We start from the raw sequence: 16,326 nt of genomic DNA, 5'->3' as shown, positions 1-16,326 counted from the left end.
CGTACGAAAAAGAGGTTCAGCTCGGCCTCGTCTGTGGGCATCGGTAACATTTCGGTGCGCGTTCGAAGGGCTTAGCCCCCGCTTGCGGCAAGCGGCGTAACCCCGCCTCTGTGGCGCCCTCAAACGACGGTGGCTCGCCTGCCAGATGCCTTTTGCCGCCGGCCCCTTCATACGGCAAACTAGCGTCCCCGAGCCGAGGCTCGATTTCGCAGACTCCGTATGACCCGCTCCCCGTTTCGCCGTCTTGTCTTCGGTACCTTGCGCCGCCTCCTGTATCTCTGGGTGCGCTCGGAAACCATCAACCAGTCCGCCTTTACCCTCAAGCTCGACCGCAGCAAGCCGGTGCTCTATGTGCTGCAACAGCCGTCGCTGAGTGACTTGGCGGTGCTCGACAGAGAGTGCACCAAGGCCGGCCTGCCGCGCCCCGTGGTGCCGGTGGCCGTTGGCGATCTGATTGAGCCGGCTGCATTCTTCTATCTCAACCCCGAGCCGGGTTGGTTGGGCACGCCGAGCAAGCCTGGCACCTCGCCGACCTTGGTACGCCTGGTCGGCGCGCTGAATCAGCATGCCGTGGAAGACGCGCAAATCGTGCCGGTGAGCGTGTTTTGGGGCCAGTCGCCCGACCGCGAAACCAGCCCGTGGAAGCTGCTGTTTGCCGACAGCTGGGCCGTGACCGGGCGCCTTCGCCGCCTGGTGAGCATTTTGATTCTGGGGCGCAAAACCCGCGTGCAGTTTTCGGCGCCTATTCACCTGCGCGAAATCGTGGCGCAAGACAAAGGCCACGAGCGCACCCTGCGCATGGTGCAGCGCCTGTTGCGGGTGCACTTTCGCAACCAGCGCGCGGCCGTCATTGGGCCGGACGTGTCGCACCGACGCAATTTGGTGAAAGGTCTGGTGCACGGCCCGTTGGTGCGCCAAGCCATTGCCGAGGAAGTCGAGCGCGAAAAAATCTCGCCGGCTAAAGCTGAAGCCCTGGCACTGCGCTACGGCAACGAAATCGCCTCGGACTACACCTACACCGCCATCCGTTTCCTGGAGCTGGTGCTGAGCTGGTTCTGGAACAAGATTTACGACGGCATCAAGGTCAACCACATCGAGGGCGTGCAAGACGTAGCGCAGGGGCACGAGGTGATTTACGTGCCGTGCCACCGCAGCCATATCGACTACTTGCTGCTCTCTTACCTGCTGTTCCGCAACGGCCTGACACCGCCGCACATCGCCGCCGGCATCAACCTGAACATGCCGGTCATTGGCGGCCTGCTCCGCCGTGGCGGCGCCTTCTTTATGCGCCGCACCTTCAAAGGCAATCCGCTGTACACGGCGGTGTTCAACGAATACCTGCACACCTTATTCAGCAAGGGTTTCCCGGTTGAGTACTTCGTTGAAGGCGGCCGCTCCCGCACCGGGCGCATGCTGCAACCGAAAACCGGCATGCTGGCGATCACCTTGCGCAGCTTCTTGCGCTCCAACCGCCTGCCGGTGGTATTCGTGCCGGTGTACATCGGTTATGAGCGCGTGCTCGAAGGCCGCACGTATTTGGGCGAGCTGCGCGGGGCAAGTAAGAAGAAAGAGTCGATCTTCGATATTTTCAAAGTCATCGGCGCGCTTAAGCAGCGTTTTGGCAGTGTGTGGGTGAACTTCGGCGAGCCAATCAAGCTGGCCGAATTCCTCGATGCCGATCAACCGGGCTGGCGCGAGCAGGAACTGGGGCCACAGTACCGCCCCGAGTGGCTGAGCGACAGCACCCATCGGTTGTCCGAGCGCGTGGCGCAGCACCTCAACGAGGCGGCGGCGGTGAACCCGGTGAACCTGGTGGCGCTGGCGCTGTTGTCCACCAGCAAGTTGGCCCTCGACGACCGCGCCCTCACCCGCGTGCTCGACCTGTACCTGACGCTGCTGCGCGCCGTGCCGTATTCGCCGCACACCACGCTTCCCGAGGGCGACGGCCAGGCGCTGATTCAGTACGTGCAAGGCATGAAGCTGCTCGCCGAGCAGAAAGATTCGCTGGGCAAGATTCTGTATCTGGATGAGCAGAACGCCATCCTGATGACCTACTACCGCAACAACGTGCTGCACATTTTCGCCCTGCCGGCGTTGCTCGCCAGCTTCTTCCAAAGCAGTGCGCGCATGAGCCGCGAGCAGATTCTGCGCTACACCCGCGCGCTGTATCCGTACTTGCAGTCGGAGCTGTTTATCCGCTGGAGCGTGGATGAACTGGAGCCGGTGGTGGATCAATGGCTGGCAGCGTTTGTGGAGCAAGGGCTGCTGAAGTTCGAGAACGATGCCTACGTGCGCCCGGCGCCGAGCTCGCGCAATTTCGTGTTGCTGACGCTGCTGTCGCGCGCCATCGCGCAAACCTTGCAGCGCTTCTACATGGCCACGGCCCTGCTGCTAAATGCCGGGCAGAACACCATCAGCGCGGAAGAGCTGGAAGACCTGTGTACGGTGATGGCGCAGCGCTTGTCGATTCTCCACGGCCTGAATGCGCCGGAGTTTTTCGATAAGAGCCTGTTCCGCCACTTCATCCAGACGCTGCTCGACCAAGGCGTGCTGCGTCAGGACCAGGCCGGCAAGCTCAGCCACCATCCGCTGCTTAACGAGCTGGCTGAAGGCGCCGCCAAACGCGTGTTGCCGGCAGAGATTCGGCTGTCCATTCGCCAGGTGGCGATGGATCGCAGCGAAGATTTGGTGGACGGGTTGTAAGGGTTTGGCAGATGTGAAAAAGGGAGCGCTGAGCGCTCCCTTTTTTTGCCTGTAGATCACCTTTTACAGGGATCGCGGCTGAAGCCGCTCCTACAGAAATCGCGGTGTTTGGGGGAGCGGCTTTAGCCGCGATTCCTGCCAACACCACGCTTGGCGATCAACGCGGCAAACGCTGATTGCGGCGCAGGTCGATCATGTCCTGATGTGTACAGGTCAGCGGCGATGCGCCGGTCAGGTCGTAGCAGGTCTGGCCGAATTTCATTGGCCAATAAATGATCGCGAACGGTGGCCAGAAAATCGAACCCACGCGGAAACGCGCACGCAGTTTGCCTTCTTGCAACACGGCGCCGTTGTCGTCGGTGATTTTGTAGGGAATGCCACCCGCTGCACTCCAGGCGAACGGACGGGTTTTGATCAACCCTTGGCTGTACTGGGTGTCGCGTTTGTAGATTTCGACTTTGCTGTGCTCAGGCAGCTTGAAATAGGCGGCGGTGGAGCAGCCACTCACCAGAGCGGCCAGCGCCAACGCGCCGGCAATACGGGAGAACTTCATTGCGCGGAATGTCCTTATAGTCGCCGCCTGGAACGTTGGCGGGCGCGCATAGTGCCAACCTGCCACTTGTAATGCCAGCCCTCCCGTCTCCTGGCACTTACGTGCTGCGCGGTCAGGCCTTGAACACGCTCGCCAAGTGCTGCTCGTAACGAGCGATATCACCTTCTACGTTCGGACGCTTCATCACATCCACGCTGAGAAAGGTCGGCAAGCCGGTCATACCGAGGAATTGATTGGCTTTGTGAAACGGGAAGTACACCGCGTCCACGCCTTTGCCTTCGAAGAAATCGGTGGGGTCATCGAAGGCTTGCTGGGGCGCGTTCCAGGTTGCAGAAATCATGTACTGCTTACCGTGCAGCAAGCCGCCGCTGCCGTATTTCTGCGAAGCATCGGAGCGGGTGCGGCCGTCGTTGGCGTACAGGCTGCCGTGACCTTCGGTGAACACTTCGTCGATGTACTTTTTCACGGTCCAAGGCGCGCCCATCCACCAGCCCGGCATCTGATAAATGATCACGTCGGCCCAGAGAAACTTTTGCACTTCCTCGGCCACGTCGTAGCCGCCGTCGATGAAGGTTTCGCGAACGTCAAAACCGGAGCGATCGAGAAAGCTCAGCGCGGCGTCGTGCAGGGTCTGGTTGTAGCGGCCATCAGAGTGGGCGAACTGTTTGCCGCCATTAAGCAGAAGGATATTTTTCACGGGGAAAACCTCGGTGAGTGAGTCGATGGCCGGCAGACTACCGGCCTCACGCGAGGAGAAAAACCGCAGGGGGCGCAAATGATATTTGCTTAAGAAGCATGAATCAGTGATCGACTCCCCATTTAAACTGCAGCAATCCACACCACCTCGGAGCGACTCACATGAGCGACCAACCCTACGGTTTTATTCTGCACGCCTACACCAAACCCGAAATGTCCAACGCCTTCGAGGCGCTGTTCAGCGCTTATGTCGAGCCCAGCCGCGCGGAGCCGGGCTGCATCGAGTACCACATGCTGCGCGACGCCCAGGACCCGACGCTGTTCATCTTTTATGAGATCTGGCAAAGCAAAGCGCACCTCGACGTGCACTCGGCGCTGCCGCATATGCAGCGTTTCGCTGAGACGCGCATGGACTACCTCACCCGCGATTTCGACATTCGCCCCGTGGTCATGCTCAGCCCATCGTCTGCCAACCGTTGAGCCCGAAGCGGCAAAAACTCTTGAAACCCTCAGCGCAGGTCGCGTCTAAACCTGTAACCGGGCGACATCCATCGATACGTCGCTCCGATCTGCGCGAGGACCCGAATGATGAGTACGCACCTGATCAAACTCTTCACCCAGCCGGACCGCGTCTGGACTGAAATCCGCAAGGAAGAGGAAGAGAAACCCCGTAATTACTGGCCGCATCTGATTTTTCTTGGGCTGATTCCGCCCTTCGCCCTGTTTATAGGCACTACCCGTGTCGGCTGGAGCCTGGCGGAGAACGAGACCGTTCGCCTCACTGCCGACAGTGCAATAGCCCTGAGCGCCATGATTTATGCCGCCACGCTGATCGGTACGGCATTAATGGGCTTTTTCATCCGCTGGATGTCCCGCACATTCGACGCCCGCCCCACCTTGAACCAATGCATCGGCTTCGCGGCGTACACCGCCTCGCCGCTGTTTGTCGCCGGCTTGGCCGGGCTCTACCCGAGCCGCTGGTTGGCTGTGTTTGTGCTACTGGCCGCCTGCGCTTATTCAACGTTCCTGCTGTACGTTGGCCTGCCCACTTTTATGCGTAATAACCAGAAGCAAGGCTTCCTGTTCGCCTCCAGCGTGTGGGGCGTTTCCGTGCTGACGCTGACCACGGTGCTGGTGTCGGCGATTCTGTATTGGTACTTCTACCTGCCGCCGGAATACCTGCGCGGCCCGATGGGCCAGTAACCATCGTCAACACACCGCCCGGGTTTGCTTGGGCGGTGCGCTCAGCTAAGCTCCGGCCATTCATCACAACAGGAATGCGCCCATGCTTCGCTCCACTGCCACCTTCGCCACCTTGCTCGCCGGCATTGCGCTTTCTGCGCAGGCGTTCGCGTTGTCCATTAGCGACCTCTCGCAAACCGACGCCAGCAGCGGCCTTAAAGATGCCCTGACCCAAGGTGCACAAATTGCCGTGAAAGAGCTCGGCAAACCGGGCGGCTTCAGCAACAACGACGAGGTGCGCATCGAGTTGCCCGGCAAACTGGGCAAAGCCGCCAAGGCCATGAAAATGATGGGCATGGGCGCGCAGGTCGACCAACTCGAAACCAGCATGAACAAAGCCGCCGAAGCCGCGGTGCCGCAAGCTCAGGCGCTGCTGGTAGATGCCGTGAAGAAAATGACTGTGGCCGACGCCAAAGGCATTCTCGCCGGCAAGGATGACGCCGCCACCCAATACTTGAACAAAAGCAGCCGCGAGCAGATTCGCGCCAAGTTCTTGCCCATCGTCAAGCAAGCCACTGACCAGGTTGGCCTGGCTAAGCAGTACAACGCCTTCGCCAGCCAGGCTGCGACCCTCGGTGCTGTGGATGCAAAAAGCGCCAATATCGAAAACTACGTGACAGAGAAAGCGCTCGATGGCTTGTTTGAAATGATCGCTAAACAGGAAGCCACCATCCGCGAAAACCCGGCGGCAGCGGCAACCAGCCTGGCCAAGAAAGTGTTCGGCGCGCTGTAAGCCACGCCCACGACAGCCACAAAAAAGCCCGGCCAATTGGCCGGGCTTTTTTGTTTCTACTCGGCGACCTTCTCTTCCGGTCGCACCTTGAACCACGCGGCATACAAGGCCGGAAGGAACAACAAGGTCAGGGCCGTCGCCACAATCAGCCCCCCCATGATCGCCACCGCCATCGGCCCGAAGAAGGTACTGCGCGACAGCGGAATCATGGCCAGCACCGCCGCCAGTGCGGTGAGCACGATGGGACGGAAGCGCCGCACCGTGGCGTCGATGACGGCGTGCCAACGGTCATGGCCGGCGTTAATGTCTTGCTCGATCTGGTCCACCAGAATCACCGAGTTACGCATGATCATGCCGGACAAAGCGATGGTGCCGAGCATGGCCACAAACCCGAACGGCTGGTTGAACACCAGCAGGAACAAGGTCACGCCGATCAGGCCCAACGGCGCGGTGAGAAACACCATGGCCGAGCGCGAGAAGCTTTTCAGCTGCAACATCAGCAACCCCAACACCACCACGATAAACAGCGGGATACCGGCGTTCACCGAGTTCTGGCCTCGGGCGGAATCTTCCACCGTGCCGCCCACGTCGAGCAGGTAACCATCGGGCAGCTTGGCGCGCACGTCGCTGAGGGTCGGCAGGATCTGTTTGACGATGCTGGCCGGCTGTTCCTTGCCGTACGCATCGGCGCGCACCGTCACCGTCGGCAGACGATCGCGGTGCCAGATAATGCCTTCTTCAAAGCCGTATTTGAGCGTGGCAATTTGCGACAGCGCCACGCTCTGGCCCGTGTCGGTCGGCACCGACAGGCTTGGCAGCAACGCCAACTGTTGGCGCTCACGCACGGTGCCGCGCAGCAGAATTTCGATCAACTCATTGTCTTCGCGGTACTGGCTGACGCTGTTGCCCGACAAGGCGCTTTGCAGGAAGGTCGACAGGCTGGCACTGCTCACGCCCAAGGCTCGGGCGCGCTCCTGGTCAATGCTCAGGTACACCACTTTGCTCGGTTCTTCCCAGTCCAGATGCACGTTGGTGACGTGTGAGTTTTCGCGCACACGGTCCGCCACTTCACGCGCCAGGGTGCGCACTTCATCAATGTGCTCACCCGAGACCCGGAACTGCACCGGATAGCCCACAGGCGGGCCGTTTTCCAGGCGCGTGATGCGGGTGCGCAGGGTCGGGAATTCATTGGCCAGGGTTTCGATCAGCCACTTGCGCACGGCTTCACGGTCTTCGATGGTCTTATTCAGCACCACAAATTGCGCGAAGCTGGCGGCCGGCAGTTGCTGGTCCAGCGGCAGGTAGAAACGCGGCGAACCGGTGCCGACGTAGGCCACATAGTTGTCGATGCCGGGGTGATCTTTAAGCAGGGTTTCCAGATGGCGAACCTGCTCTTCGGTGGCCTTCAACGACGCGCCCTCGCTGAGTTTCAAATCGACCATCAGCTCCAGTCGCCCCGAAGACGGGAAGAACTGCTGGGGCACGAACTTGAACATAAAGATCGAGCCGGCAAATAACGCCAGGGTCAGCACGATTACGGTTTTGCGATGGCCCACGCACCATTCGACAACCCCGCGCACACGGCGGTAGAACGGCGTCGAGTACGGGTCGTGGCCGGCGTCGCTGCCGCCGTGTTTGGCGGCGTGCAGCTTGGCCAGATCGGGCAGCAGTTTTTCGCCGATATAGGGCACGAAAATCACGGCGGCGATCCACGACACCAGCAGCGCGATGGCCACCACCTGGAAGATCGAGCGGGTGTATTCGCCAGTGCCCGATTGCGCGGTGGCGATTGGCAGGAAGCCGGCCGCCGTAATCAACGTGCCGGTCAGCATCGGGAAGGCGGTGCTGGTCCAGGCGAAACTCGCGGCTTTAAAGCGCGAGTACCCCTGCTCCATTTTGATCGCCATCATCTCAACGGCGATGATCGCATCGTCCACCAACAACCCCAGCGCCAGCACCAGCGCGCCAAGGGAAATTTTGTGCAGGCCGATGCCCAGGTAGTACATGGCCGTGAACGTCATGGCCAACACCAGTGGAATCACCAGCGCCACCACCAGACCGATGCGCAAACCCAGGGAGAAGAAGCACACCAACATCACAATGGCCAGGGCTTCGACCAGCACCTGAACGAACTCGCCGACGCCGGTTTTCACCGCCGCGGGTTGGTCCGACACCTTGCTCAGCTGCATACCGGCCGGCAGCGTTTGCTGCATACGGGCGAATTCTTTTTCCAGTGCGCTGCCAAGCACCAGAATGTCGCCACCGGGCTTCATCGACACGGTCAAGCCAATGGCGTCCTGGGCCATGAAACGCATGCGCGGCGCGGGCGGATCGCTGAAGCCACGGTGCACTTCGGCGACATCGGAAATACGGAAGGTGCGGTCGCCGATCCGGATCGGGAAGGCTTTGATTTCATCCACCGACTCGAAGCGCCCCGTCACCCGCAACTGAATACGGTCTGACGGCGTTTCGAAAAAGCCCGACGAGGCCACGGTGTTTTGTTCTTCCAGCGCCTTTTGCACGGCCGCCATGGGCAAACCGAGGGTCGCGGCTTTGACGTTGGAAAGCTCGATCCAGATTTTCTCGTCCTGCAGCCCGAGCAGGTCGACCTTGCCGACGTCCTTAACGCGCTGCAGTTGCAGCTGAATGCGGTCGGCGTAGTCCTTGAGCACGGCGTAGTCGAAACCCTCGCCGGTCAGTGCATAGATGTTGCCGTAGGTGGTGCCGAATTCGTCGTTGAAGAACGGGCCTTGAATGCCTTGCGGCAAGGTGTAGCGGATGTCGCTGACCTTCTTGCGAATCTGGTACCAGAGCTCGGGAATGTCGCGGGAATTCATGGAATCACGGGCCATAAACGTGACCTGCGACTCACCCGGACGCGAGAACGAAACGATCTTCTCGAACTCGCCCGTCTCCATCAGTTTTTTCTCGATGCGCTCGGTCACCTGCCGCGACACTTCCTCGGCGCTGGCGCCCGGCCACAGGGTGCGCACCACCATGGCCTTGAAGGTGAAGGGTGGGTCTTCGCTCTGCCCCAGTTTGGTGTACGACAGGCCGCCGACAAGGGCCAACAGCAACATCAAGAACAGCACGATCTGCCGATTGCGCAGCGCCCATTCGGATAGGTTGAAGCTCATCCGTGCTTACTCCTGCGCTGCCAGTTTGACCGAGCGATTGGCGTGGTCCACCGGCCGGACTTCCTGGCCTTCACGCAGTACTTGAACACCGGCGGCGACGACCCAGTCGGTGGCTTGCAACCCTTCGAGCACCGGCACCTGGTCTTCGCCATACGGGCCGACCTTGACGCTGCGGCGCATCAGCTTGGCGGTTTTCGGTTCCACCACCCACACAAAGGGTTTGCCGCCTTCGGCACTCAGCGCCGACAGCGGAATGGCCAGCGGCACTTCACCGGCCACCGGCACGAACACGCGCGCGCTCTGGCCGAGGTCGGCTGGCACTTTATCGGCAGTGAAAGAAACGCGGGCGGCGTAGGTGCGCGACTGCGGATCGGCCGCTGGCGACAGTTCACGGATGCGTGCGGAATAACGAATATCGGGACGCGACCAGAGCTCGACGAACACTTCCTGACCGATGCTGAAGCGCTCGATGCTGTGCTCTGGCAGGCTGATCAGCACCTCGCGCTCGCCGTCGGCGGCCAGGGTGTAAACCGTTTGCCCGGCGGCAACCACGTTGCCGACCTCTACCAGCCGCCGCGCCACCACGCCCGATTGCGTCGCGCGCAGCACCGAGTAGCCGGCCTGGTTGTTGGAGACATCGAATTCAGCCTTGGCCTGTTTCACCCGCGCTTCGCCGGCGCGGTACAGGTTTTCGGCGTTGTCGTACTGCGAGCGGCTGGCCATCTGCCGATCAAACAAGGTTTTGTACCGATCACGTTCGCTGCGCACCAACTGCAGGTTGGCGGTCGCGGCGGCCACCTGTGCGCGCTGAGCTTCCAGTTGCAGTTGCACATCTTGCGGATCCAGCTCGGCCAGCGGCTGGTCCTTCTTCACCCGCGCGCCTACATCTACCAGGCGCTTGGTCACTTTGCCGCCGATGCGGAAGGCCAAATCCTGCTCCAGTCGGGCCCGCACTTCGCCAGGGAAGGTGTCGGCGGTTTCGCCGGCAGGCTGGGGCTGAACCACCAAGGCCGGACGCGGGGGCGTTTTCACTTCCTCGGCGGAGCCACAAGCAGCGAGCAAAACAACAAGCGAGACGGGCAAGGCGAGTGGCAGGACATGGCGGAACATGATGTAAGACCTTTCGCGAATTAAGGCTTTGAATAATTGTACTGGGCGGTATAGTAAAAATAGCAAACTCGCCAGTCCAGTAATAAAACGCGAAATGTCAGACAATCTATTACCGCCAAGCGGACCCGGTCGTCCGAAAGACCTTACAAAGCGCGCCGCCATTCTTGATGCCGCCAAGAACCTGTTTCTGCGCCTGGGTTACGACGGTTGCAGCATGGATGCGATTGCCGCCGAAGCCGGCGTTTCCAAGCTCACGGTGTACAGCCACTTCACCGACAAGGAGACACTGTTCTCCATGGCGGTGCGCGCCAAGTGCGAAGAACAGATGCCGTTGGTGATTTTCGAGCTGCTGGAAACCGCGCCCATCGAAACCGTGCTGCTCAATATTGCCCAGGCGTTTCACTGCCTGGTCAGCAGCCGCGAGTCCATCGAACTGCACCGCGTGATGATTTCCCTAGGCAGCCAGGACCCGAAGCTGGCAAAGATGTTTTACGAGTCCGGCCCGAAGGTCGTGCACGACGAAATGGCCGGTTTGCTGCGCAGAGCCGACCAGATAGGAAAATTGGACATCGAAAATCCGGAGCTGGCCGCCGAGCATTTCCTGTGCCTGCTCAAAGGCGGCATCAACTTCCGGCTGCTGATTGGCTGCAATGCCGAAGACGAGCTGTGCTCCACCGAGGAGCAGATTGCCGACGCGGTGGCGATGTTTGTGCGGGCTTATTTGCCGCGTTGAATTGAAGACTTAAAAGCTCGCGGCTGAAGCCGTTCCTACAGGATTGCGGTGTTGGAGGCGCTTTAAGGTTTCAGCGCTTTTTTCGGGTAGATGTCGTAGCGGCTCGACTTGCCGTCCAGCGCATAGCTGGGCTTGGTGCCAGCGATAATCGGCGCCTTGCGCGGGCGCTTGACCACCACGCGGTGAGTGGCCAATGCCAGGGCCGCTTCGAGTAGCGCCGGGGCATCGAGGTCGTCGCCCACCAGCGGGCGGAACAGGCGCATTTCCTTTTTCACCAGCGCGCTTTTGTCGCGATGGGGAAACATCGGGTCGAGGTAAATCACCTGCGGCGCCTCCCCTTCCCAGCCGCGCATCAATTCGATGGCGTTGCCGACCAGCAAGCGCATCTGCGCCACAATCGCGCCCACCTCTTCATCACCTTTGGCGCGCGCCAGGCCGTCTTCAAGCAACGCGGCAATCAGTGGCTGACGCTCGATCATCGCCGTCTGGCATCCCAGGCTCGCCAGCACAAACGCATCACGCCCCAGGCCCGCCGTGGCATCCAGTACCGAAGGCCGCACGCCCGGTTGCACGCCGACCGCCTTGGCGATCATTTGCCCCGTGCCGCCGCCAAACAAGCGCCGATGCGCCACCGCGCCCTCGACGAAATCGACCCGCACCGGCCCCGGCGCCTGCGGGCCCAGGTCGGCCAACTGCAAACCACTCTCGCCCAGTTGCAGGGCAAAGTCGGCTTCGCCTTCCAGCGGCAATCCCAGGCGCGCGGCCCACTGCGCAGCGGCCTCGGTAAAGGCCGGCGCCAAAGCTTCGGCACGCACTACAACGCTGGGAATGTGATCGCTCATGGGCTGGCGGCTCGTGATAAAGGGGCGCGGCATTCTGCCAGAGCCTAGCGACAGAGGCGAAACATGCCCATGTCGAGGTGGAAATGGTCGTGGTGCGCGGCGTTGTATTCTGGGCTCAGGGTGACGTTGAACGCTTTGCAGCCGGCATCGCGGGCCAGGCGCAGAAAGCGCGCCTCGTCATCGTCGCCGTTCCAGTCGCGCGCAACGGTAATGCGGCGGCCGTCGGCCAAGCGGAAACCGGCGATATCCAAGGCATTGGCGCTGGCGTGCTGGCTGCGCCGCGAGCTGTTGCCGATGTTGCGGCAGGCGAAGCTGCCGAGATGGTCGATGCGCGTCACCGCCTGGCCGTACACCGCTTGCGCAGCCGGTTGCAGGCCGTGGCGCTCGTACAGGGCAAAGGCCACCGCCAGCGGGCACGTGGCGATAAAGCTGCTGCTGAAGGCCACCTGTGAGCCTTGCACCCGCACCACGTTACTCAGCGGACAGTTAGCCGTGGCAGCGTTGTCGGCCAGCGGCAAAAAACGCACCGGCGAGGTGGCCAAGGCTTGGGCGCAGAGCTCACGGTCCTGGCCCAGACGCATCATCTTCCACGGTGTCAGCCAGTTCGGCGCCAGGCGCACGTCCAGCGGCGCCCAAGGGTTCCACTGCGGCGGCACCTGCCACCAGCCGCGCCACACCGCGAACGGCGCTGCGCCCAGAACCACGAGGACGATTAACAATTTGAGCAGCCCGCGCACCGTCAGCCCTTGAACAGGTTGTTCAGCTGTTGGAACGGCATCGCCTGCTCGGCGAACGTGAAGCGGCCTTCTTGCTGAATGGCCTGGGCGGCGCGAAAGAATTCACCGTAGGCCGCGCGGGCCAAGGACGAGCCGACGCTGATGCGCTTCACGCCCAAATCCTGCAACTGCGCCACGGTGAGCGTCACGCCAGACAAGCCCATCAATACGTTCACCGGCTTGGGCGCCAGGGCGCGCACCACCGTTTCAATCTCCTGCACCGAACGCAGGCCCGGCGCGAACAACACGTCGGCACCCGCTTCGGCGAACGCTTGCAGACGGCGGATCGTGTCGGCCAGGTCGTCGCGGCCATTCAACAGATTCTCGGCCCGCGCCGTGAGGGTGAACGGAAACGCCAGGCTGCGCGCAGCGGCGACGGCCGCCTGGACGCGCTCTACCGCCAGTTGGAAATCGTAGATCGGCGCCTGGCTGCGGCCGCTGGCGTCTTCGATGGAACCGCCGACCAAGCCGACGGCAGCCGCACGTTGAATGCAGACGGCGCAGCCTTCGGGGTCATCGGCAAAACCGTTTTCCAGATCCCCCGCCACGGGCAAATCGGTGGCAGCCACGATGGCTTGGGCGTTGGCGAGGTTCTCGTCCAACGACAGCGCGCCTTCGGCGTCTGGTCGCCCGAGGGAAAACGCCAGGCCGGCGCTGGTGGTGGCCAAGGCGTTGTAGCCGAGGCTGGCGAGCATTTTCGCCGAGCCGGCGTCCCACGGATTGGGGATTACAAACGCACCATCGGCGACATGGAGTTGCTGAAAGGCGTGGGCGCGTTCGAGTTGCGAGGGCATGGGGGCGTCCTGCGTTCTGTTTGGTTTGATGGGTGGGGCTGGCGTCGGCATCAACCTTAAAGCAGACCCAACTGCTCCGCCGCCGGTTCGACCTCTAATTCCGGCAACGTCGGCAAACCGGGCAGCAACTCGCGCAACTGCTGGTGAAACCGTCGCGCCAGTTGCGCAGCCAATACGTTGTCGGGCGTGTGCAGAAAGACATAGGGCGTACGCCCCTCTTCAATCCAGCCGGCCACCTTGCTCAGCCAAGGCTGCATAAACGCGTCATTGGCCTCCAACTCGGGACGGCCAATAAAACGAAGCTGTGGGAACTGCGTGAATGCCGCCGGCCGAGTCGGCAACCGCGGCTTTTTCGCCTGCGCGTGGAGCACCGCGGGGTCGTTGGACACGCAACTGAACAATGCCCGGGAATCCAGGCACACGCGCTCGACGCCCTGACCGAGCAGCATCCGATTCAGCGCTCGCTCATCTTCACCTTTGGCAAAGAACGCGGGATGGCGAACCTCCACCGCCAACGGCACAGCCAGCTCAGCGATAAACGCTTGCAGCTCGGCCAGGCGCTGCGGGCCGAACTTGGCGGGCAACTGCAACCAATACGGCGCCACGCGCGGACCCAACGGTTTTAACAGGCGGACGAAGGCGTGCGCGGCGTCGAGCTGGGCATAAAGGTCGCTGCTGTGACTGATGTCGCGGGGCAATTTGGCGCAGAAGCGAAAGTGTTCCGGCATCTGCTCGGCCCAGCGTTGCACGGTGGCTTCCGAGGGCTGGGCGTAGAAAGTGGTGTTGCCCTCAACGGTGTTGAAGACGTGGGCGTAGAGGCCGAGAAAGTCGGCGCTGCGGGCGGAATCGGGATACAGATCACCGCGCCAGGCAGGTTCGCTCCAGGAAGGACAACCGAGGAAATAGGGAAGCATCCAGGCTTCAGGCGTACGTATCGAGGCCGAGAATTTCCGTGGCGTCGGTTTCGTTCGAGTAGCTGGCGGTGCTGGCGTAGCTGGCCAGTGCCTGCTGAGCGCGGGCGCTTACGCCGCTGCGCTGGGTGTACACGTCTTGCGAGCGGGCCGGCAGGCTATCGCTGCTGGCGTTGCTGGCTTGCACACGGCGTTGCTGAGGGGTGCTTTCGATACCTTGCGTGGTCGACGGGGTAGCGGGTACCTCACGACGCGCCTCTTGCTCGCGCTGAATCTCGCGAAAAGGCGTGACCGCGCTTCCCGGACGAGGGGTGCGATCCAGCGTGTAAGAGGAGGTAAAACCGTCGATGCGCATTACTGCTCGTACTTCTCTAGCAAAAGTATCGGAAATGGCTGACAGACATTGGCCAATCGCAACTACGGCCAATCTATGTGTCGGGTATGTAACCAGAGTCGATTTATAAGCGCAATCCGGGCTTACACAGCTAGTCGGAAATTACTTACAAGCGGGACGTTTTAGCGCCGGACGGTCAAGGCGCCGCTTTGGGCGTGGCCACGTTGTCGCGCAGGTATAACGGTTGCGCCTGATCCGCCGGCAGCGCTTCGCCACGGGCCCAGGCGCCTTGGGCCAGGGTGAGCAAGTCCAGGGCGTGGGGCAGCATGGCCGGTTCCTGGCCAACGATAGCTACCGGAATGCGCGCCGCGAAGGTGCCCCAGCCGGTGCCGGCGCCGAACCAGTCGCCGCTGGCGTCGCGCGGCAGGTTCGCCTGCTCGGGCGGCAACACCGCTTCCACGCCGGCTAAACGCATTTCGCCCTGCTCGGCGCGGTAACAACCCCAATACACTTCGTCCATGCGCGCGTCGATGGCGCTCGCCACTTGCTGCGCGCCGTGCTCGCGCAATGCGCGCTGGGCCAGAACGGCCAGGTTCGACACCGGCAGCACCGGCCGATCCAGCGCAAACGCCAGCCCTTGCACCACGCCGATGGCAATGCGCACCCCGGTAAACGCGCCAGGACCCCGGCCAAAGGCGATGGCGTCCACGGCTGACAAGCTGATACCGCCTTCGGCGAGCAGGTCTTTGATCATCGGCAGCAGGCGCTGAGCGTGCAGGCGCGGAATCACTTCGTAGTGGCTCAGCACTTTGCCGTCATGCAGCAAGGCAACGGAGCAAGCTTCGGTTGCGGTATCCAGGGCCAGCAGAGTGCTCATTCGGGGTATCCAGGGCTTTGGTCGAAAAAAACGCTGCGAAGTATAAACGCCAACGGCCCGCAAGCGGGCCGTTGGTTTGAAGCGGGTCGGTTCGCTTAGCTCAGGGCCGCGAGAACCTTGGCAGTGATGTCTTCCACCGAGCCAACGCCTTCGATGTAGCTGTACTTGGGCGTGCCTTCAGCGGCGGACAGCTGCTGGTAGAAGTTCACCAGCGGCTTGGTTTGATCGTGGTAAACCCGCAGGCGGTTGCGCACGGTGGCTTCGGTGTCATCCACGCGCTGCACCAGGTCTTCGCCGGTGACGTCGTCTTTGCCTTCCACTTTGGGCGGGCTGTAGATCAGGTGGTAAACACGGCCGGAGTCAGCGTGAACGCGGCGACCGGAGATGCGCTGAACGATTTCTTCGTCGTCTACCGAGATTTCCACCACGTGGTCCAACTTCACGCCGGCGTCTTTCAAGGCTTCGGCCTGAGGAATGGTGCGCGGGAAGCCGTCGAACAAGAAGCCATTGGCGCAATCTGCTTGAGCGATGCGCTCTTTGATCAGGCCGATAATCAGGTCATCGGAAACCAGACCGCCGCTGTCCATCACGCCCTTCACCTGCAGACCCAGCTCGGTACCCGCTTTGACGGCTGCGCGCAGCATGTCGCCGGTCGAGATCTGTGGAATGTTGAATTTCTCGGTGATGAAGCGAGCCTGGGTACCTTTGCCGGCACCGGGCGCTCCCAACAGAATCACGCGCATCTCTGTGCTCCTCAAGATTGAATAGAACTCGTCGGATTCGCCTCGTTGGGCCAATCTCGGTATAGGTCCCGGCAGCACGGAGCGGCCAAAAGGTTGATCAAGATACACAGCGCACCGGCACCGCACAAGCCACCGAAAGTAT

At 61.6% G+C, this 16,326-nt stretch carries 16 protein-coding genes; 5 read left to right on the top strand and 11 right to left on the bottom strand.

What is annotated here, in order from left to right:
- Positions 1-219 precede the first annotated feature (219 nt).
- The gene (gene plsB, locus ACZZZU_RS20205; protein ID WP_122492708.1) at positions 220-2,703 is read left to right on the top strand and encodes a glycerol-3-phosphate 1-O-acyltransferase PlsB; all 2,484 of its coding nucleotides are present in this window, start codon (positions 220-222) and stop codon (positions 2,701-2,703) included.
- A gap of 157 nt (positions 2,704-2,860) precedes the next feature.
- Here the strand turns inward: plsB and ACZZZU_RS20200 are convergent, their stop codons facing one another.
- Both ACZZZU_RS20200 and mdaB read right to left on the bottom strand, forming a co-directional pair.
- Positions 2,861-3,256, bottom strand: a complete 396-nt coding sequence (locus ACZZZU_RS20200; protein ID WP_122492709.1) for a hypothetical protein — start codon at positions 3,254-3,256, stop codon at positions 2,861-2,863.
- A 112-nt stretch (positions 3,257-3,368) separates the two neighbouring features.
- On the bottom strand, positions 3,369-3,953 hold the full coding sequence (gene mdaB, locus ACZZZU_RS20195; protein WP_463551628.1) for an NADPH:quinone oxidoreductase MdaB: 585 nt from the start codon (positions 3,951-3,953) through the stop codon (positions 3,369-3,371).
- 161 nt (positions 3,954-4,114) lie between these two features.
- Here mdaB and ACZZZU_RS20190 point away from each other — a divergent pair, with 161 nt between their 5' ends.
- From ACZZZU_RS20190 to ACZZZU_RS20180, 3 genes are all read left to right on the top strand, one after another.
- Complete coding sequence (locus tag ACZZZU_RS20190) at positions 4,115-4,432, top strand: putative quinol monooxygenase (RefSeq protein ID WP_463551627.1); 318 nt, start codon at positions 4,115-4,117, stop codon at positions 4,430-4,432.
- Positions 4,433-4,540: 108 nt separating this feature from the next.
- A complete protein-coding gene (locus tag ACZZZU_RS20185; protein WP_122492711.1) occupies positions 4,541-5,155 on the top strand; it encodes a Yip1 family protein in 615 nt (204 codons plus the stop codon).
- An 82-nt stretch (positions 5,156-5,237) separates the two neighbouring features.
- On the top strand, positions 5,238-5,927 hold the full coding sequence (locus ACZZZU_RS20180; RefSeq protein WP_463381920.1) for a DUF4197 domain-containing protein: 690 nt from the start codon (positions 5,238-5,240) through the stop codon (positions 5,925-5,927).
- Between the two features lie 56 nt (positions 5,928-5,983).
- On the opposite strand, the gene ACZZZU_RS20175 is transcribed toward ACZZZU_RS20180, so the two are convergent.
- Both ACZZZU_RS20175 and ACZZZU_RS20170 read right to left on the bottom strand, forming a co-directional pair.
- Complete coding sequence (locus tag ACZZZU_RS20175; protein WP_463551626.1) at positions 5,984-9,064, bottom strand: efflux RND transporter permease subunit; 3,081 nt, start codon at positions 9,062-9,064, stop codon at positions 5,984-5,986.
- Between the two features lie 6 nt (positions 9,065-9,070).
- Positions 9,071-10,174 carry an efflux RND transporter periplasmic adaptor subunit gene (locus tag ACZZZU_RS20170; RefSeq protein WP_463551625.1) on the bottom strand — a complete coding sequence of 368 codons (1,104 nt, stop codon included), beginning with the start codon at positions 10,172-10,174 and terminating at the stop codon, positions 9,071-9,073.
- A 94-nt stretch (positions 10,175-10,268) separates the two neighbouring features.
- Between ACZZZU_RS20170 and ACZZZU_RS20165 the strand changes: the two genes are divergently transcribed.
- Positions 10,269-10,907, top strand: a complete 639-nt coding sequence (locus ACZZZU_RS20165; protein WP_463551624.1) for a TetR/AcrR family transcriptional regulator — start codon at positions 10,269-10,271, stop codon at positions 10,905-10,907.
- A gap of 62 nt (positions 10,908-10,969) precedes the next feature.
- On the opposite strand, the gene ACZZZU_RS20160 is transcribed toward ACZZZU_RS20165, so the two are convergent.
- The 7 genes from ACZZZU_RS20160 to adk all read right to left on the bottom strand — a co-directional run bounded on the left by ACZZZU_RS20160 (position 10,970) and on the right by adk (position 16,184).
- On the bottom strand, positions 10,970-11,749 hold the full coding sequence (locus ACZZZU_RS20160; protein WP_463551623.1) for a class I SAM-dependent methyltransferase: 780 nt from the start codon (positions 11,747-11,749) through the stop codon (positions 10,970-10,972).
- A gap of 44 nt (positions 11,750-11,793) precedes the next feature.
- Positions 11,794-12,486 carry an extensin-like domain-containing protein gene (locus ACZZZU_RS20155; protein WP_463551622.1) on the bottom strand — a complete coding sequence of 231 codons (693 nt, stop codon included), beginning with the start codon at positions 12,484-12,486 and terminating at the stop codon, positions 11,794-11,796.
- Between the two features lie 2 nt (positions 12,487-12,488).
- Positions 12,489-13,319 carry an isocitrate lyase/PEP mutase family protein gene (locus ACZZZU_RS20150; RefSeq protein ID WP_463551621.1) on the bottom strand — a complete coding sequence of 277 codons (831 nt, stop codon included), beginning with the start codon at positions 13,317-13,319 and terminating at the stop codon, positions 12,489-12,491.
- 56 nt (positions 13,320-13,375) lie between these two features.
- Complete coding sequence (locus ACZZZU_RS20145; protein ID WP_463551620.1) at positions 13,376-14,233, bottom strand: DUF72 domain-containing protein; 858 nt, start codon at positions 14,231-14,233, stop codon at positions 13,376-13,378.
- Between the two features lie 7 nt (positions 14,234-14,240).
- Positions 14,241-14,585, bottom strand: a complete 345-nt coding sequence (locus ACZZZU_RS20140) for a hypothetical protein (RefSeq protein ID WP_122492720.1) — start codon at positions 14,583-14,585, stop codon at positions 14,241-14,243.
- Between the two features lie 175 nt (positions 14,586-14,760).
- The gene (gene tsaB, locus ACZZZU_RS20135; RefSeq protein WP_463551619.1) at positions 14,761-15,441 is read right to left on the bottom strand and encodes a tRNA (adenosine(37)-N6)-threonylcarbamoyltransferase complex dimerization subunit type 1 TsaB; all 681 of its coding nucleotides are present in this window, start codon (positions 15,439-15,441) and stop codon (positions 14,761-14,763) included.
- 95 nt (positions 15,442-15,536) lie between these two features.
- A complete protein-coding gene (gene adk / locus ACZZZU_RS20130) occupies positions 15,537-16,184 on the bottom strand; it encodes an adenylate kinase (RefSeq protein WP_463381911.1) in 648 nt (215 codons plus the stop codon).
- Positions 16,185-16,326: the final 142 nt, after the last annotated feature.

It is taken from the genome of Pseudomonas sp. AC136 (assembly GCF_979258585.1).
The sequence above is the reverse complement of the archived record's forward strand: the minus strand, read 5'-3'. Positions and strand labels throughout refer to the sequence as shown.

Coding starts and splice junctions, on each gene's coding strand:
- plsB (WP_122492708.1), top strand. CDS start 220: ATGACCCGCTCCCCGTTTCGCCGTCTTGTCTTCGGTACCTTGCGCCGC.
- ACZZZU_RS20185 (WP_122492711.1), top strand. CDS start 4,541: ATGAGTACGCACCTGATCAAACTCTTCACCCAGCCGGACCGCGTCTGG.
- ACZZZU_RS20170 (WP_463551625.1), bottom strand. CDS start 10,174: ATGTTCCGCCATGTCCTGCCACTCGCCTTGCCCGTCTCGCTTGTTGTT.
- ACZZZU_RS20165 (WP_463551624.1), top strand. CDS start 10,269: ATGTCAGACAATCTATTACCGCCAAGCGGACCCGGTCGTCCGAAAGAC.
- ACZZZU_RS20190 (WP_463551627.1), top strand. CDS start 4,115: ATGAGCGACCAACCCTACGGTTTTATTCTGCACGCCTACACCAAACCC.
- ACZZZU_RS20180 (WP_463381920.1), top strand. CDS start 5,238: ATGCTTCGCTCCACTGCCACCTTCGCCACCTTGCTCGCCGGCATTGCG.
- ACZZZU_RS20150 (WP_463551621.1), bottom strand. CDS start 13,319: ATGCCCTCGCAACTCGAACGCGCCCACGCCTTTCAGCAACTCCATGTC.
- ACZZZU_RS20140 (WP_122492720.1), bottom strand. CDS start 14,585: ATGCGCATCGACGGTTTTACCTCCTCTTACACGCTGGATCGCACCCCT.
- adk (WP_463381911.1), bottom strand. CDS start 16,184: ATGCGCGTGATTCTGTTGGGAGCGCCCGGTGCCGGCAAAGGTACCCAG.
- ACZZZU_RS20175 (WP_463551626.1), bottom strand. CDS start 9,064: ATGAGCTTCAACCTATCCGAATGGGCGCTGCGCAATCGGCAGATCGTG.
- ACZZZU_RS20200 (WP_122492709.1), bottom strand. CDS start 3,256: ATGAAGTTCTCCCGTATTGCCGGCGCGTTGGCGCTGGCCGCTCTGGTG.
- tsaB (WP_463551619.1), bottom strand. CDS start 15,441: ATGAGCACTCTGCTGGCCCTGGATACCGCAACCGAAGCTTGCTCCGTT.
- ACZZZU_RS20145 (WP_463551620.1), bottom strand. CDS start 14,233: ATGCTTCCCTATTTCCTCGGTTGTCCTTCCTGGAGCGAACCTGCCTGG.
- ACZZZU_RS20160 (WP_463551623.1), bottom strand. CDS start 11,749: ATGAGCGATCACATTCCCAGCGTTGTAGTGCGTGCCGAAGCTTTGGCG.